Consider the following 16,747-nt stretch of genomic DNA (forward strand, 5'->3'; position numbering starts at 1 on the left):
CCTTATAAAAACGACAAATCCTTGAGCACGCGGCGGGCGATGATCACCCGCATGATCTCGTTGGTGCCTTCCAGAATCTGATGCACCCGGCTGTCGCGCACATAGCGTTCCAGCGGGTATTCCTTGATGTAGCCGTAGCCACCGTGCAATTGCAGCGCCTGGTTGCAGACGTCGAAACAGAGGTCGGTGGCGAGCCGCTTGGCCATGGCGCAGTAGGTGCTTTTGTCCGCGTCGCCCTGGTCCAGCTTCCAGGCCGCCAGACGCACCATCTGCTGGGCCGCCACCAGATGGGTGGCCATGTCCGCCAGGCTGAACTGGGTGTTCTGGAACTCGGCGATGGCCTGGCCGAACTGTTTGCGCTCGCCCACGTAACCCTGTGCCTGTTTGAGCGCGGCGGTGGCGGCGCCCAGGGAGCAGCTGGCGATATTGATGCGCCCGCCGTCCAGGCCGGCCATGGCGATACGAAAGCCCTGGCCCTCGTCGCCGATGCGCTGATCCGCCGGCACCCGCACGTCCTCCAGGGTGATGGCCCGGGTGGGCTGGCTCTTCCAACCCATCTTCTCCTCGTTGCGGCCATAGCTGACGCCGGCCGCGTCCGCCGGGATCGCGAAGCAGGAAATGCCGCCGGCCCCCGGCCCGCCGGTGCGCGCCATCAACACCAACACGTCGGTGTCGCCGGCGCCGGAGATGAATACCTTGGCGCCGTTGATCACATAATTGTCGCCGTCCCGCTTGGCGGTGGTGCTCAGCGAGGCGGCGTCGGAGCCGGCGTTGGGCTCGGTGAGGCAGTAGGAAGCCAGCGCCTCGCCGCTGATCAGCGGCGCCGCCCAACGCGCGCGCACCGCGTCGCCGCCGAAGCGGGTCAGCATCCAGGTGGCCATGTTGTGGATGGTGATGAAGGCGGTGGTGGAGGTGCAGCCGGCGGCCAGTTGTTCGAACACCAGCGCCGCGTCCAGCCGGCTCAGGCCCAGGCCGCCGTGTTCCTCGTCGCAGTACAGCGCGCAGAACCCCAGCTCGCCGGCACGGCGAATGGTGTCCTTGGGAAACACGCTGCCGGCGTCCCATTCCGCGGCGAACGGCGCCAGTTCCTTGTCGGCGAACTGGCGCGCCGTATCGCGGAACGCCTGCTGCTCGTCATTGAGGGCGAAATCCACGTTTGATCCTCGCTCAGCCGCGATACTTATTTCAGGTTGATGGTCATGTTCGGCCCGCCGTGGGTGGCGTCCGGGATATCGTCGTCGAACCAGCGGCTGGTGACCGTCTTGGTCTCGGTGTAGAAGCGCACCGCCTGTTTGCCGTAGGCGTGCTGGTCGCCGTAGAACGAGCCCTTCCAGCCGGTGAAGCTGAAGAACGGCAGCGGCACCGGGATTGGCACATTGATGCCCACCTGGCCCACTTCGATTTCATGACGGAACTTGCGCGCCGCCGCGCCGTTGGCGGTGAAGATCGAGGTGCCGTTGCCGTAGGGGCTGTTGTTGACCAGCTCGATGGCTTCGTCGAGGGTGTCCACGCACAGGCAGCACAGCACCGGGCCGAAGATCTCCTCCCGATACAGCGCCATTTGTGGCGTCACATCGGAGAACAGGGTGGGGCCCACCCAGTGGCCATCCGGCAGGCCGTCCACGGTGCACTCGGAGCCGTCCAGCAGGCAGGTGGCGCCTTCTTCCTTGCCCTGTTGGATCAGGGTGAGAACGCGCTCCCGGGCCTTGGCGCTGATCTGCGGGCCATAGGCGGCCTGGTCGTCGTCCCAGGCGCCCGGGCGCACCGCCGCGAACTGGTCCTTGAGTTCGTCCAGCCACTGTTTCGAGTCACCCACGAACACCGCCACGCTGATCGCCATGCAACGCTGCCCGGCGGCACCGCAGGCGGAGCCCACCAGGTTGCTGAGCACCTGATCCTTGCGGGCGTCGGGCATCACCACCATGTGGTTCTTGGCGCCGGCGAAACACTGGGCGCGTTTCAGATGGTCGGTGGCGGTGCGGTACACGTGCTGGCCCACCGGCACCGAGCCGACGAACGACACCGCCTTGATCTCCGGATGGGTGAGCAGGGTGTCCACCTGGGTCTTGCCGCCGTGCACCACCTGCAGCAGATTCTTGGGCGCGCCGGCCTCCAGGAACAGCTCGGCGAGCAGGTTGGGGGTCATCGGATCCTGTTCGGAAGGCTTGAGCACGAAGCTGTTGCCGCAGGCGATGGCCATGGGGAACATCCACAGCGGAATCATCGCCGGAAAGTTGAACGGCGTGATGCCGGCGCACACGCCCAGCGGCTGCGTCCAGGAATGGCTGTCGATGCCGCGGGCCACGTTCTCCACGGTTTCGCCCATCATCAGAGAGGCGATGTTGGCGGCGTGCTCCACCACCTCGATGCCCCGCCACACGTCGCCCTTGGCGTCGGCGAACACCTTGCCGGTTTCCTTCGCCAGCACCCGGGCGATGTCGTCGTGGCGTTCCTTGAGCAGATGCTGATAGCGCAGCATCAAGCGGGCCCGCTCCGACACCGGCACCTCGCGCCACTCCAGAAAGGCGGCCTTGGCGGCGGCGATGGCGCGTTCCATTTCCTCGGCGGTGGCCGCCGGCGCCTCGCACAGCACCTCGCCGGTGGCCGGGTTGGTCACCGGAATCCAGGTGTCGGTGCCGCTTTGCCGGAACTCGCCCTGAATCAGTTGGGGCAGTCGATTGCTCATAACGCTTTCTCCCTAAAATTGTTAGCCCTATTCGGATGCCGGCGTCGTTACACCAGCGTATACAGAACCACCGCCATTACCAGCACCACCGAAGGTACCAGCACGCTGGCGATGAACACCGTCGGGTAGGCCCGTTGGTGGGTTTCCTTGCAGATGGCGCGGATGGTGGTGACCACATAGCCGTTGTGCGGCAGCGAATCCAGACCGCCGGAGGCGAGCGCCGAAATCCGGTGCATGGCGCCGTTGTCCAGACCCATGCCCTGATAGATCGGTGCCAGGATCGGCAGGGCGATGCCCAGGCCGCCGGAGGCGGAGCCGGTGATGCCGGCGATCACCGTCACCGCCATGGCCAGGCCGGCGTATTCCAGCCCGGGCAGGTCGGTGAGCACCGCCACGATTTCCTTGAACGCGGGCGTCAGCGCCGCCACCGCCCCGAAGCCCACCACCGCGCAGGTGTTGGCGGTGGCCACCAGGGCGTTGTCCGCGCCGGTGCCCAGGGTGCGCACGCGCTCGTGCAGATGGCGATGGAACAGGACGAAGCCGAGCACCAGGCTGGCGCCCATGGCCACCAGCAGCGCCTCCACCGGGCGCATGCCCAGGGCCAGGGACAGCACGTTGAAACCGCCCACCAGCACCAGCAGGGGCAACAGCGCCGCCCAGGTGGGCACCGGCGCGCCGTCGTCCCGGTCGTGCTGGCGCGCCGCCGCCGCCGGCGGGTCGAAGGTTTCGCCGGCGTCCACCGCCCGGCGCACGCAGCGGCGGATCGCCCAGGCACCCAGCACCAGAATGGTGAGCGCGCAGATCACCCCGATCATCCCACCGGCCACCGCCGTGGTGCCGAAATGCTCGGTGGGGATCAGATTCTGCACCTCCGGCGACCCCGGCGAGGTCATGGTGAACGAGATCGACCCGAACACCATGGCGCCGGGAATAAAGCGGTGCGGCAGGTTGGCGTGCTTGAACAGCTCGAAGGCGATCGGGTACACGCTGAAGCCGACCACGAACACGCTGACGCCACCGTAGGTGAGGATCGCCGAGGCCCCCACCACCGCCATGATGGCGCGCTTCTCGCCGAACCAGCGGCTGGACTGGCGGGCGATGGCCTTGGCGGCGCCGCTGTCGTCCATCAACTGACCGAACAGGGCACCCAGCAGAATCGCCGGGAACCAGGAGGTGAAAAAGCCGGTGAAGCCGGCCATGTAACTGTCCAGCATGGCGTCGCTTAACGGCAGGCCACTGCACACCGCCACCAGCATGGCGCACAGCACCGCGGAGATGATGATGTTAACGCCGCGCATGGTCAGCACCACCAGTAAGGCCAGGCCGGCGAACAGCCCGAGGAAGCTGGCTACAAGCATGAGCTCTCCCTGTTTCTTGTGTTGTTGTTTTGACGGTGGCGCCCACATCGACGCCAGCGTGTTTTTCAATTATTGCTATGGTGTACCACAGGCTTTTGGCGGATAAGATGGCTTTAATTGATAGATGATGGACAAAATTGCGATGCGCGGAACCGGATCACAGGTGGAAACCTCCCAGTGGCCGTTGCCGGAAAGCGGCCGGCGGGTGGTGATTCCGCCGGCACTGGTGACGGAATTGGCGGCGCACCCGCTGTGCCGGGATTGCCTGCCCCACGGGGCCGGGTTCTACCCCAGCGCCGCCGGCCACCATATGGACCGGAGCGCCCCCCGGGACCACCTGCTGATCTACTGCCTGGCGGGCTCCGGCGACGCGGAACTGGAGGGCCGGCGCCAACCGGTGGGCGCCGGCGACGTGCTGCTGTTCCGCGAGGGCCGACCCCACCGCTACCGGGCCAACCCGGACGACCCCTGGACCATCTACTGGGCGCACCTGGGCGGCGACCGGGTGGACGACTATTTCGACGCGGTGCTGGACGGGCCGGACGCCTTCGTGGCGCCGGTGGGTCGCCATCCCCGCCTCACCGAGGACCTGGACGCCCTGCTGGCCACGGTCACCCGCTTTCGCGGCCACCACCTGATCTACGCCGCCAACCTGCTGAAAAGCCTGCTCAGCTACATGGCCCTGATGCGCCGCCAGCGCGAGGACCGCAACGACGCCCTGGACGTGGCCCGGGTGCAGGCCTGGCTGCGCGCCCGGCTCCATCAGCGGGTGGACCTGGACACCCTGGTGGCGGCCACCAGCGACCTGTCGCGCTACCACTTCATTCGCGCCTACAAGCGCCAGACCGGCCAGACCCCGATGCAGGCGTTCCAGCACCTGAAGATCAGCCGCGCCTGCTACCTGCTCGACATCACCGATCTGAGCGTGGTCGACATCGCCCAGCAACTGGGCTTCGACGACCCTTACTACTTCTCCAGGATGTTCAAGAAAGTGATGGGCATGGCGCCCCGGGACTACCGGCGGGAGCATCTGGCCGGCGGTCAACTTCCTACATAATATTGCGAATCATTATCACTTAGATTATCTTCCCCGGCGTCCTTACACCGAAGCGAATCTGGGGGAACCCGTCATGTATCAGCGATGCACACGCTGGGCACGGCCCGTGGCCGTGGCTCTTTTTGTTGGCCTGCTGGCCGCCTGTGGCGGCGGAGGCGGTGGCGGTAGTGGTGGTGACGGAGGCAGCGGCGGCGGTGGCGCCGTGTCCGGCCGGGTCACCGACCCGGGCATCGCCGGTGCCCTGGTCAAACTGCAAAACGCCAACGGCAACGCCCTGGCGGTGCCGGTGCGCAGCGACGCGGATGGGGGCTTTCGCTTCGCGGTGTCGTCCGGTGCCAATCTGATCGGCGCCCGGGTGGTGGCACAGGGCGGCGTGGATTCGCAAACCGGGCAGGACTTCACCGGGCTGACCCTGGTGGGGCCCGTGTCCGGCGGCAGCGGTCTGGCCACACCGGTGAGTACCCTGGTGATGGCCCTGGTGGACGACGGCGCCGACCTGGACGACGCCCGGCAGACGGTGGCCGGCTGGCTGGGCCTGGACGCCGATCGGGTGCTGGACGATCCCGCCACGGACGGCGACCTGCAGCGCCAATCCCTGCGGCTGACCCTGCTGGGCGTGGCGCTCAATCGGGAAAGCGGGCCGATGACCTGGCTGGTCGACGCCCTGCGCGACACCGGCGACCTGGACGCCGCCCGCGAATGGCTGGCCACCGACCCCGCTCTCACCGACGCCAGCCGTCAGCGCATCAATGAACTGGAGCCGGAATTCCAGGCGGTGGCCGGGGTCGCCACCGACCAGGGCGCGGACGCGGTGGTGGGCGCCGCCAACCGCATCGCGGTGCGCCGGGGCATCGCACTCTACCTGCGCGATGCGTTCGGACAAAAAGCGGAGGATGAGACCAGCCAGACCAACATCGCCGCCCTGGCCGACACCTTGATCAGCGCCAACGGCGGCGCCGGCGTCCCCGCCGGCAGTGCGCAGATTCGTAACCTGATGCGCTATGTGCTGCAAAGCTACGATCTGGACCCGGCCACGCTGGCACAAAGCGACTTCACCGTGCCCGCCGGCCTCGGCGCGGACAACGACATCGCCCGCCTCACCGGCCTGCGCGCCCTGGACCACCGCATTCCACTGACCGACGCGGAAAAGCTCGGCATGGACAGCGACGCCCGCCGCGAATACTTCTACGCCTCCGACCTGTCGCCGTTCTACCGCGCCGAACGGTTGTTCGATGATGTGCTCGACGATCTGATTCTGGATCCGGTTTATGAAGACATTGCTGAAGGATTGGCCTTTGCCGGTCAGGTTGACGAGGCAAAGATCATTCTACGAACGCGTGTGTTCCAACCGTTATTGCGCGCCAAGACGGCTCAAGGGATCGCGTACAGGCTTATCGACACGGGGTCGCATAACGAAGCGAAAGCACTGGTTGATACTTCCCTTTCCGAGTTGGACAGCATTATCGAGGCAAAGGGCCTGGAAAACATGACGGCGCAGGAAGCGGACCTGTACAACTCGCTGGTGCTCGACTATCGGCGGTTGGGGGAGATAGAAGCGTCGCAGAGGGCCATCGATAACGTGATCGATTATGTCTCTCTCTATGAGGGACGCCCCTACCAGTCGGTATACGGGAAGTTGCTGACGGCGATACGTGATAACGCGGAATTATCGGTAGAAGTAGCGCTTGAAGAAAATCGGGTAGAGCCTTTCCTGGGTGACGCCATACAAAGCGTTGATCTTTTTACCCGATTTGTCCTTGGCACCGGATACCAGACCAGCAGTGGTTGCACGCACTATAAGCTACGCGCTTTCTATCTCACCTATTCAGCCGGCTACTACTACGCGTTGGGCGCGGACCAGGAACTCAGCAACGTCATTGATCTCTTCGAGCAAACCAGAGCTTTGACGCCCTGTAACCTGGAGCAGACGGATGTCTATGTGGAGCGGATGGCTGCGTACTATGTCGCGACCAATCAGGTGGACCGTTATCTTCAGCAGGTAGATGAAACCATTACCGATCCCCGAGAGATTGAAGATGCTTTGCAGAATATCAATGTCGGAATAGCGTTCCAGGACGTCGTGAACGGCGAGATGCAAGAGGCACTCGACGGCTTACGGCAGAACTATCCGGAGCCGGAGGAGTATCTGGCGTATCTGATCGATCAGTCGGACACAGTGCCTGGGCTTTCGGAGGCTCTATACAGCAATGGCTATGCACTGCTTGGTGATCAGGTAAGAGACGCAGCCTGGAACTTTTACCTTTCCGATGAATATCAGGGCGCATATGCCAACGACGCCGACGCTTTGCTTGGTAGCGGCTGTTTAAGGTTGGTTCAGTTCGCGGAAGATTGGGGCGACATTGATACGGCACGCGGCTGGATGGGCGATTGTGCGTCAATCGCGGACGAAATTCTCCAAAGTGTCACGGACACCGATGAACGATTCGAACTTCTTTCTCGCATCGCCGGCGCCCAGAGTCGCTTGGGGCTCACCGCCGAGAGTGGCATCACCATCGCCCGTGCGGAAAGCGAAGCCGGTGGCATACAGGATGACGAGTACGACGGTGCGTTACGAGATCTGGTCTCCCTGGCGCTGGGCAACGACAACCTGAGCCTGGCACTCGACTACGGCCGCGAAGCGCAAACGCGCTACTTCCAGGAAGCGGCGGGCGCCATCAACGACAGCACGCGCAGCGCGGCCATGTCCGGTGGCCTGTCGCTGGCCACCAGCCTCAATCAGGTGGCCCAACAGGCCGGGCACATGGCGCTGCAAACCGGTGCGCTGACCGTTACCGACCAGCAGAACGTGGCGGACGCCCGGGCGGCGGCGCGGGATCTGATTCTGGGTAACGGTAACCAGCTGGGCGTGGCCAACCTGGCGGACGCGCAGCTGTCCGACAGCTCGCGGCTGACCTATCTGAACCAGTCCGTACTGGTGCTGGCGGGTGCCCGTTACTACGACGAGGCGGTGGCGCTCACCGAGAAGGATGGCCTCTCCAACAACGACCGCAATCTGATGCTGCAAAGCATCGCCACGGTAATGACCGGCGAAAACGATTTCGCCAAGGGTGCCGTCGCGGTCCGCGATACGGATGGCGATGGCCGCCCGGACTTCTTCAATCTCGGGGTCGACGCGGAGGACATCGCGGCCAGCGCCCTGCAACTGGACGACGACCTGGACGGAGATGGCATCACGGACGATGAGGATTCCACGCCTTTCTGCGCGTCCTGTGATGGCTGATCATGACTGACTACCCTCTTTGGCCGGCGGCACTGACCGTCGGCCTCTTTTTTTGTGTGCTCGCGGCCCACGCCGAGGACGACGTGGAAACCCTCAACCCGGTCTATGTGCACGGCGACGGCGCGGCCCAGCCGGTGACCACCGAACCGGAAGGCAGCTATCGCCTGGACCGGCACATGCTGGACGATTACGGCAGCGCCAACGGCAGTGTCACCGAAGCCCTGGAGGTGCTGCCCAATATCCAGTTCAGCGAGGATCGCTATGAACCGGAGAGTCTGTACGACCTGAAGCCGGCGTCGATTTCCATTTCCGGAGGGCGCGCCTACGAAAACAACTTCCAGCTCGACGGCGTGGACATCAACAGCCGGCTCGACCCGCTGGCGGACAATCCCAACTCGATCACCGATGTACCCGGCCATGAGCAGTCGCTGTTCATCGACGAGGACATGTTGGAATCGGTAACGGTTTACGACAGCAATGTGCCGGCGCGCTTCGGTAATTTCACCGGTGGCGTGGTGGACATGAAAACCCGGCGCGCCGGCCAGGGGCCACGCCGGGTCAATCTGTCCTACAGCACCACCCGATCCGATTGGGTGGACTACCGGGTATTCCACCACGTGCCGGACGATGCGGAGAACCCCTCGGCGCCGCCGGAGCCGGATTCCTTCAAGCGCGAGCGCATGGGCATCAGTGTGGACCAGCCGCTGGCCGGCGGGCGCGGCGTCTATCTGGGCGCCAGTCGTTCCTATTCGCGTAATCCGGACGTGTCCCTGGGCGAGATCAAGGATCAGGAACAGGAAAATCTGGGCCTTAATGGCCGCTTCTACACGCCGGTGTGGGACCAGGGCTGGCTGGACCTGGGCCTGGCGGTGGCGCCCTATGAGGGCGAGTACTTTATCAAGGACGCCAAGGACAGCGAATTCAGCGTGCGGGGCGGCGGCCTGACCGGCAACGGCAAACTGTCCTGGCTCACCGACCGGCACGACATCACCGCCCGTCTGGCCGTGTCATTGAGCGAAAACAGCCGCCGTTCCCCGCAGCATTTTTTCAACTGGCAAAACAGTCCGAGCCGCCACTGGGGCATCGAGAACGATCTGGCGTTCAGCCGCCAGGGCGGTTTCGGCGACCTGGATCGCCAGCAGCGTCGTTACACCTTCGGGTTGGACGCCCAGCGCCAACCGTTCCAGTGGCTGGGGCGCGGCTGGAATCTGGAATACGGTCTGGACCTGAGTTACGTGCGGGTGCTGGAGGACCGGCCCGCCACTTCGTACATCTATCAGAACGGCATCGTCAACACCGACATCGAGTGCCGGGGCATCGGCCTGGATTGCGTGGAAGGCGAACAGTTCTTCTCCACCCGTAACGTGTACCAGGCCCATGACCTGGACGTGGGTCTGGCCCAGGCCGCCGCCTATACCGAAGTCTCCACCTATTGGGGGCGGGTCAAGACCGTGTTCGGGGCGCGTTACGATTACGATGATTTCCTCGGCAACCTGAACCTGTCACCCCGTTTTCGCGGCGCCTTCGATGTATTCGGCAACGGCCGCACGCATCTGACCTTTGGTGCCAACCGCTATCACAGCGCGCCGCTGCTTTCCTACAAGCTGCGCGAGGCGCGCATCCCCCACTACACGGAATACCGGGGTTCGGTGGCCAATGTGGTGGGCGACTGGGAAAGCGATTCCGGCGGCGCCCGCACCCGCTATGTGTTCTCGGACCTGAATACGCCCTACAGCGACGAGCTTACCGTGGGCGTTAAACAGAGCTTCCTGGGCGGCATTCTGGATGTTCGCTACATCCACCGGGAAGGGCACGACGAACTCTCCCAGCAACGAACCGAGATTCAGCAGGACGGTTTCGAACAGTACCGGCTCACCAACGACGGCAGCAGTCGTTACCAGGGCATTTCCCTAGCCTGGTACCGCACCTTCGGCCGTTACCATCTGGGGCTCAGTACCACCTGGTCGGAGGCGGAAACCTCCAACTCGGACTACGACGTCAGCGCCGACAACCCGCTGGCCGATGAGTACATCTACTACCAGGGCAAGCGCATGCGCCAGGGCGAACTGGAGCAGGTGCGCTATGACTACAACCGCCCTCTGGTGGCCACCGTGAGCCTGGCGGCGGATCTGCATCGCAACCTGCGCGCCAGCCTGGTTACCACCTGGCGGGACGAGCAACGCTACATCGCCAACTCCGGCCGCTCCGAAGAGGGCGAAACCATCACCTTGCCGAACGGGCAGACGGTGACGGAATCCCTGCCGGTGTACGAGGACCGGGACCGGCCCGCCACCTGGATCAGCAACCTGAAACTGACCTGGCAGGTGACCCGCGAGCCGGGTCTGGTGCTGGACGCGCAGATCAATAACGTCTTCAACGCGCGTACCTACACCGCCGACGACGGCAACCCGGATACCTACGATTCCGGCATCGAAATCGGCCGCAATTACTGGCTCGGCATGAAGGTGCGGCTGTGACGTTGCGCTGGATGGCGGTGGGCGTTCTGCTCTGCGTCGCGTTGCCGGCATCGGCGTTGGCCGGCGGCGCCTGCCCCGATGCCAACGCGGATCGGCTGGATCGTTACCGCGCCGGGCCGGCCTGCTGGCCGGCGTTCCAGGTGGACGACAGCGTGGACGCGCGGCCGCTGGGGCCGTTGCCGCCGACACCCAAAGTGGATCAAGCGCTGCGCGATCTGGGCGAAACCCTGTTTTTTGATCCGCGGCTGTCCGGTTCCGGACAGATCGCCTGCGCGTCCTGCCACGATCCGGAATGGGGCTGGGCCGACGGCCGCGAGGTGCCCTACGGACACAATCGCCAGCGTGGCCGGCGTAACACGCCCAGCGTCGCCAACGCGGCCTTCCAGGGTGCCCAGTTCTGGGACGGCCGCGCCGCCACCCTGCGAGACCAGGTGCTGATGCCCATCGCCAACCCGGAAGAGATGCACGGCAGCCCGGACGAAGCGGTGGCGGCGGTCAACGCCGTGCCCGGCTACGCCGGCTTGATCCGTGATGCCTTCGGCACCGCCACGCTCGATCCACAACGCCTGGCCGATGCCCTGGGTGCCTATCTCACCACCATCGTCACCGGCACCACCCGCTTCGACCTTTTCCTGCAAGGCAACCCCGATGCGCTCAGCGAGGCGGAGATTCGCGGCCTGGATCTGTTCCGCACCCGCGCCGGTTGCATGAACTGCCACCATGGCCCGTTGTTCACCGACGGCGAATTCCACAATCTGGGCCTGCATTTTTACGGCGGCAAGAACGAGGACCTGGGGCGTTATACCGTGACCGGTCGCTCAGAAGATGTGGGTGCGTTCAGAACTCCGGGCCTGCGCAATGTGATGGAAACGGGCCCCTGGATGCACAGCGGCAAGTTCGGAAAGATGCACGGCGTCCTCTCTATCTACAACGCCGGTGGCCCCCGTCCACGTCCGAAGGGGGCGCAGCAAAACGACCCCTTGTTTCCGGTGACCAGCCCATTGCTCAAACCGCTCCGCCTGAGTCAGGCGGACCTGGCCGACCTGGAAGCGTTTCTGCACAGCCTGGACAACCAAAAAACACCGTACTTCAAGATTCCGGATTTGCCGCGATAGAAGCGATGAGGAAAACAAGGATGAAAAAAACGACGAAATGGAGCGCTTGGCTTTTAAGTATTGTTGTCCTGGTGGCCGTGATCTGGGCCGGATGGTCGCGGGCGCCGGCGCACAAGGCGGCCAATGATGTCCCTCCAGTGATAGCCGGGAATCCGCTCGACACGGCCGCGGAGGCGGTTGCGCTGGCGGATCCGATAACGGTGGCGCCGGAGGAAGAACCGGTTTCCGGACGGCCACCGATCGACAGAAACGACCACGATATTCTGAGCCGGATGGCGGCGTTCCTTCGTGAGGGGCGAGTGGATGGTGTGCTGGATGCGATTGACCGTGGCGATTTACCGTTCGCGACCATGACGCCGGATGGGCGGCGCCGGATGACACGGTTTCTGGTGATGGTGTCCTCGCCGGATGAGCTTAAGCGGTTGGTCGAGTCTGGTCGTTTTGCATTGCAGGAGTCGGTGATCGTGGATGTGTTGCGGCGTGCCGATGGGCCGGAATCGCGCATCGATCAGACGGAATTGATCAATAAAATTACTCTGCTGTCGGCGGCGGGTTATTCGCTACACGCCACCAGGGCGTACCGGCCGGACGTGACGGCCGGTGGCCTGGAAGGCAATGAGGGTGTTTTTGATCGCGCCGCGATGCTCGGACTGGATCAGGTGCTTTACTATCTGGATGCCCGGGGAGTCAGGCCGGTTTCCGACCGCTACTGGAAGGGCTTTCGAACCGACCGGAACGCGCCCACGGTTCGCGCCCTGCTCGCATTGGGGTATCGACCTGAACCGGATCAGATTCGCCATATTCAAGCCCCCGGGTTCAGCAAAAAACACCCGGAATTGTACCGGCTGCTTCGCGACTACCTTTAGAAAACGCCGGCGTCAGGTTGGCGCACCTTCCCGCCATTCCAGAAAGGCGCCGCCGGCGTTTTCCACGGCCTGTTCCAGGGCCTGGCGGCGTTTGCCGTCGCTGGGGTGGCGGGGCGGGTTTTGCAGGGCTTTTTGCAGGCGCTGGCGGTCGCCGCGGGGCAGCTGTTCGAGCCAGTGGCGGTCGCCGTGGTCCAGGGTCAGCGGGTCGCGGCCGGCGTGGTTGCGGTGGCTGACCTGAAACCAGTGCTCCAGGGCGCGGCCCAGCACCACATAGCCGAACTGGGGGTCGCGCACCGGACCGAATTCCGCCCGGCGGCCGCCGCCGGCCAGCGGCGCCAGCAGCTTCATGGTGCCCAGTTTGTCGGCGTACTTGCCGCCGTAATAGAGGCTGCCGGCGGCGCCCAGCACGCCGCCGATCAGGGCGCCGGTGCCCAGGGAATGGCCGGCGGCCAGGGCGTCGATGCCGGCACCGCCGAGCGCGCCGGCGCCGAAGCCGGCGGTGGCCAGGTAGGTGCGGCTTACGCCCCAGGCGCGGCGCGCCTGTTCGCTGAACAGGTCGTGGCCGGCGTCCCAGTCCAGTTGCTGTTCGCGGCGGTGCAGGTGGCGGTGGCGGTAGAGGGCTTCCACGTCCCGGCGCAGGCGTTGTTCGCGTTGCCGCTGACGGTCCCGCCAGCGGCGGGCCAGGTCGTGCTCCAGGGCGTCGCGGTTGTCGTGTTCGTTGAAGCGGGCGCTTTCCGCGTGGGTGAGCATGTCCGCCAGGGCTTCGGCGATCAGGCCCAGGGCGCGGTGCTGGCGGTGGCGGCGCTGGTCGCGCAGGTGGTTCACCGCTTCTTCCAGCGGCGCTTCCCAGTCCGGCGCCAGCTGGCCGAAGCCGCGCAGCAGACTCAGATGCGTGTCGAAGGGCGCGTTGACCGCGTCGAAGTCGCGCACGATCTGAAAGTACTGGCCCAGGGCGGCGCGCCAATCGGCCAGATGATCGCCCTCGCCGATGCGGTTGATCAGCGCCAGGCTGGGCCGGCCGGTCCAGCGCAAAATTTCCATTTCCGCTTCCTGCTCCGGGCTGTAGGGCACGGCGCCGTCCACCACATAGAGAATGCCGGCGCCGTCCAGGATCGGCGTGAGCAGTTCGCACTCGTCGTGGAAGCGCGGGTCGTCCCGGTGCTGGGTGACGAAGGCGCGCACCGTGTCGGCCCGGTCCGAGGCGCTGGCGCTGTGCGCCTGCAGCCAGGCCAGCACCTTGCGCGGGCGTTGGAAGCCGGGGGTGTCGATCAGCTCGTAGAGAGCGTGGCCGTCCACGCTCAGCGGATAGCGGTGGCTGTCCCGGGTGGTGCCCGGTTCCAGGGCGATGGCGATGCCGTCGTTCTGGGCCAGGGTGGCGACGATGCTCGACTTGCCCTTGTTGGGGTGGCCGACCACGGCGAAGCGGGGCGGGGTGGTCATGGCGCGGCGGGCTCCCGGTCCGGGGTCAGCGGCGGACACAGTTGCAGCGCCGGGTCCTGGCGGCGCGCCACGAAGCGCTGCCAGGGCGCCAGGCCGTGGTCGTCGGTGGCCAGCGGCTGCAGCAGGATCGGCGTGGTCGCGCCCCAGTGGGCACGAGCGTCGTCGAGAAAGTCGGCCAGATCGCCGGTGGGCGGTTCCCAGGCGCGCACCAGGATCACCACCGGCCGGGCGCGGTCGGCGCGGTTCAGGGTATCCCGGTCCTGCTCCAGGCTGGCGGCGCCGCCGGCGTCCAGCACCCTGACCTCGCCGAGCCGGGGGCGCAGCCGGCCTTGATCGTCGGCGCCGGCCCAGCGGATCAGGGTGCCGGTATCCGGCGGCGGTTCCGGGGCCGGGCATGGCGCCGGGGTGGTCAGCGGCACGCCGGCGGGGGCGTCGTCGCCGCTGTCCACCCAGGGGGTGACGAACCGTTCGCGCAGGGCGGCCACGCCGGGGTGGTCACGGAGCAGGCGCCGGGCCCGGTGGCGCAGGTGGGCCTGGGCCAGCATCAGCAGGACCAAGCGAGGCAGCACCACATAGCAGAGCCAGGTCATCACCAGGAACGGCCACCAGCCGCCGAGCAGGGCAGGGTCCGCCGGCTGGCCGTTTTCCAGGCGGAAATAGCGGGACTGGGCCACCAGATTCAGGTCCGGCACGGCGGCGGGCAGCCAGTCGCGCCATGGCCAGGCCAGGGCCTCCACCAGCCCATGGTAGGCGGGCGCCGAGGTTTGCAGGGTGGTGCTCCAGCCGAACGCCAGGTCGCGCACCAGAATCTGCGCCAGCAGGGTGAGCAGGGCGGTGATGGCGAAGGCCAGGCCGCCGGCCTGGGCGGCCCGTCCGGCCAGCTGCGGCTGCAGGGGCCGCAGCGCCGGCGCCGGTTGCTCCGGGTCGGACCGGTCCAACAGCGCGCCCCAGGGGCGCCAGCCGGCCAGGGCCTGACCGGCGGTGAGCAGGGCCAGCAGCAGTTGCACCAGCACCAGGGCCAGAAACAGGGTGACATTGATGCGCGCCGGCCCGGTCACGTAGAGCAGGCCGAGCATGGTCAGCACGCCGAGCACACCGCCGGCCAGCACCAGGCCGCCGTTGAGGCGGCGCCAGTGGCGCAGGGGCGCGGTGTGGTGGCGACCGTCGCCCACCGCGTGCAGCCATTCCGCCAGCGACGGCGGCGTGGCGCCGGCCTGCTCGCGCACCAGCGCCAGGCGCCGGTCCCGGCGATGCAGAAACGCCGGCGTCTGGTCGCGATCACGGCGGTATTGGGCGTCGAAGTCCAGCAGCAGACGCAGCGGTGACGAGGACAATTAGCGCGGCTCCTTGCCCTCGGGCAGGGTGTAGTGAACGTTTTCCTGGCCACAGGCGTGGCAGGCATTGCCGAATTTGCCCACCGGTTCGCCGGTGCGGTCGTAGCCGATCACCGGGCGGTATTCCATGGTGCACATCTGCGGGCGTGAATCCGGGCAGACCCGGGCTTCCTCGGGCAACTGAGCGGCGGGCTGTTGGGCACAGCCGCTGGCCAGGGCGGCCAGTGCGAGCAGCAGCGGGGGCATGAAACGGGGCATCGAACTCTCCTTATTGCGATCAGGCATCCATGGTACCGCGTGGGCGGACGTTTGGGGCCACCGTTTGCGCCCGGGTGCCAAGACAAGCCCGTTGACCTTATCATTGGGCCCCGATACCCAGGCAAAGAGGATTGCGGATCATGAACGAGGTGGATTGGCGAAGCGAAGTGGCGGCCATCTGGCGGCCACGCCAGCAGCGGCTGCGGCCGGTGCGCAACCTGGATCCGGTGCGCCTGGACGATCTGCTCGGCATCGACACGCAGAAAGCCAAGCTGATCCAGAACACGGAACGCTTTCTGGCCGGCAAGCCCGCCAACCACGCCTTGCTGTGGGGCAGCCGTGGCACGGGCAAATCCTCGCTGGTGAAGGCGTTGCTCAATGCTTACGCGCCCAAGGGCCTGCGCGTGATCGAGGTGGAAAAGCACGACCTGATCGACCTGCCGGAAATCGTCGACGACATCCGCGAGCGCGCCCAGCGCTTCGTGATCTACTGCGACGACCTGGCCTTCGAGGACGGCGACAACCAGTACAAGCACCTGAAAAGCGTGCTGGAAGGCTCCCTGGAGCTGCCGCCGGCCAACGTCAAACTCTACGCCACCAGCAACCGTCGCCATCTGGTCAGCGAATACCTGTCGGACAACGACCAGAGCCGGGTGGTGGGCACCGAGATCCACCACGGCGACGTGGTCGAGGAGAAGATCTCCCTGGCGGACCGTTTCGGGCTGTCGCTGAGCTTCTACCCGATCAACGAGGAACGCTACTTCGAGATGGTGGACCACCTGTTCGGCCCGGTGGCCGACCGTCATGAACTGCACATTCGCGCGCGCCGCTTCTCCATGGAGCGGGGCGTGCGGTCCGGGCGTACCGCGCGCCAGTTTTACAACCAGTTCATCGGCGAGTTCTGACACGGCGCGG

12 protein-coding genes are annotated in these 16,747 nt (G+C 65.7%); 6 read left to right on the forward strand and 6 right to left on the reverse strand.

Annotated features, from left to right (window positions below):
* Positions 1–2: 2 nt before the first annotated feature.
* From ACLD0W_RS05675 to ACLD0W_RS05685, 3 genes are read right to left on the reverse strand one after another with little or no spacing between them, the layout of a single operon-like run.
* The gene (locus tag ACLD0W_RS05675) at positions 3–1,154 is read right to left on the reverse strand and encodes an acyl-CoA dehydrogenase family protein (protein WP_410306508.1); all 1,152 of its coding nucleotides are present in this window, start codon (positions 1,152–1,154) and stop codon (positions 3–5) included.
* A 26-nt stretch (positions 1,155–1,180) separates the two neighbouring features.
* Positions 1,181–2,686, reverse strand: coding sequence for a CoA-acylating methylmalonate-semialdehyde dehydrogenase (locus tag ACLD0W_RS05680; RefSeq protein WP_410306509.1), 1,506 nt, complete (start codon positions 2,684–2,686; stop codon positions 1,181–1,183).
* 47 nt (positions 2,687–2,733) lie between these two features.
* Entirely contained in the window at positions 2,734–4,044 is a 1,311-nt protein-coding gene (locus tag ACLD0W_RS05685) for a GntP family permease (protein WP_410306510.1), read from the reverse strand.
* 163 nt (positions 4,045–4,207) lie between these two features.
* On the opposite strand from ACLD0W_RS05685, the gene ACLD0W_RS05690 reads away from it, so the two are divergent.
* From ACLD0W_RS05690 to ACLD0W_RS05710, 5 genes are all read left to right on the forward strand, one after another.
* The gene (locus ACLD0W_RS05690; protein WP_410306511.1) at positions 4,208–5,101 is read left to right on the forward strand and encodes a helix-turn-helix domain-containing protein; all 894 of its coding nucleotides are present in this window, start codon (positions 4,208–4,210) and stop codon (positions 5,099–5,101) included.
* A 73-nt stretch (positions 5,102–5,174) separates the two neighbouring features.
* A complete protein-coding gene (locus ACLD0W_RS05695) occupies positions 5,175–8,342 on the forward strand; it encodes a carboxypeptidase-like regulatory domain-containing protein (RefSeq protein WP_410306512.1) in 3,168 nt (1,055 codons plus the stop codon).
* Between the two features lie 2 nt (positions 8,343–8,344).
* On the forward strand, positions 8,345–10,819 hold the full coding sequence (locus ACLD0W_RS05700) for a hypothetical protein (protein WP_410306513.1): 2,475 nt from the start codon (positions 8,345–8,347) through the stop codon (positions 10,817–10,819).
* Entirely contained in the window at positions 10,816–11,934 is a 1,119-nt protein-coding gene (locus tag ACLD0W_RS05705) for a cytochrome-c peroxidase (protein WP_410306514.1), read from the forward strand. The genes ACLD0W_RS05700 and ACLD0W_RS05705 overlap by 4 nt, the downstream gene beginning before the upstream one ends.
* Positions 11,935–11,954: 20 nt before the next feature.
* Positions 11,955–12,800 carry a hypothetical protein gene (locus tag ACLD0W_RS05710; RefSeq protein WP_410306515.1) on the forward strand — a complete coding sequence of 282 codons (846 nt, stop codon included), beginning with the start codon at positions 11,955–11,957 and terminating at the stop codon, positions 12,798–12,800.
* Positions 12,801–12,812: 12 nt separating this feature from the next.
* Here ACLD0W_RS05710 and ACLD0W_RS05715 read toward each other — a convergent pair whose 3' ends face one another.
* The 3 genes from ACLD0W_RS05715 to ACLD0W_RS05725 are packed head-to-tail and all read right to left on the reverse strand — an operon-like array spanning position 12,813 to position 15,832.
* Entirely contained in the window at positions 12,813–14,240 is a 1,428-nt protein-coding gene (locus ACLD0W_RS05715; RefSeq protein WP_410306516.1) for a GTPase/DUF3482 domain-containing protein, read from the reverse strand.
* The gene (locus ACLD0W_RS05720; protein ID WP_410306517.1) at positions 14,237–15,574 is read right to left on the reverse strand and encodes a DUF2868 domain-containing protein; all 1,338 of its coding nucleotides are present in this window, start codon (positions 15,572–15,574) and stop codon (positions 14,237–14,239) included. Before ACLD0W_RS05720 ends, ACLD0W_RS05715 begins: the two co-directional genes overlap by 4 nt.
* Positions 15,575–15,832 carry a hypothetical protein gene (locus tag ACLD0W_RS05725; protein WP_410306518.1) on the reverse strand — a complete coding sequence of 86 codons (258 nt, stop codon included), beginning with the start codon at positions 15,830–15,832 and terminating at the stop codon, positions 15,575–15,577.
* 140 nt (positions 15,833–15,972) lie between these two features.
* Between ACLD0W_RS05725 and ACLD0W_RS05730 the strand changes: the two genes are divergently transcribed.
* Positions 15,973–16,737, forward strand: a complete 765-nt coding sequence (locus tag ACLD0W_RS05730; RefSeq protein ID WP_410306519.1) for an ATP-binding protein — start codon at positions 15,973–15,975, stop codon at positions 16,735–16,737.
* Positions 16,738–16,747 lie beyond the last annotated feature (10 nt).

Origin of the sequence: Alloalcanivorax sp. C16-1, from assembly GCF_046507805.1 — a bacterium.
GTDB lineage: Bacteria > Pseudomonadota > Gammaproteobacteria > Pseudomonadales > Alcanivoracaceae > Alloalcanivorax.

Coding starts and splice junctions, on each gene's coding strand:
- ACLD0W_RS05680 (WP_410306509.1), bottom strand. CDS start 2,686: ATGAGCAATCGACTGCCCCAACTGATTCAGGGCGAGTTCCGGCAAAGC.
- ACLD0W_RS05685 (WP_410306510.1), bottom strand. CDS start 4,044: ATGCTTGTAGCCAGCTTCCTCGGGCTGTTCGCCGGCCTGGCCTTACTG.
- ACLD0W_RS05695 (WP_410306512.1), top strand. CDS start 5,175: ATGTATCAGCGATGCACACGCTGGGCACGGCCCGTGGCCGTGGCTCTT.
- ACLD0W_RS05700 (WP_410306513.1), top strand. CDS start 8,345: ATGACTGACTACCCTCTTTGGCCGGCGGCACTGACCGTCGGCCTCTTT.
- ACLD0W_RS05710 (WP_410306515.1), top strand. CDS start 11,955: ATGAAAAAAACGACGAAATGGAGCGCTTGGCTTTTAAGTATTGTTGTC.
- ACLD0W_RS05715 (WP_410306516.1), bottom strand. CDS start 14,240: ATGACCACCCCGCCCCGCTTCGCCGTGGTCGGCCACCCCAACAAGGGC.
- ACLD0W_RS05725 (WP_410306518.1), bottom strand. CDS start 15,832: ATGCCCCGTTTCATGCCCCCGCTGCTGCTCGCACTGGCCGCCCTGGCC.
- ACLD0W_RS05730 (WP_410306519.1), top strand. CDS start 15,973: ATGAACGAGGTGGATTGGCGAAGCGAAGTGGCGGCCATCTGGCGGCCA.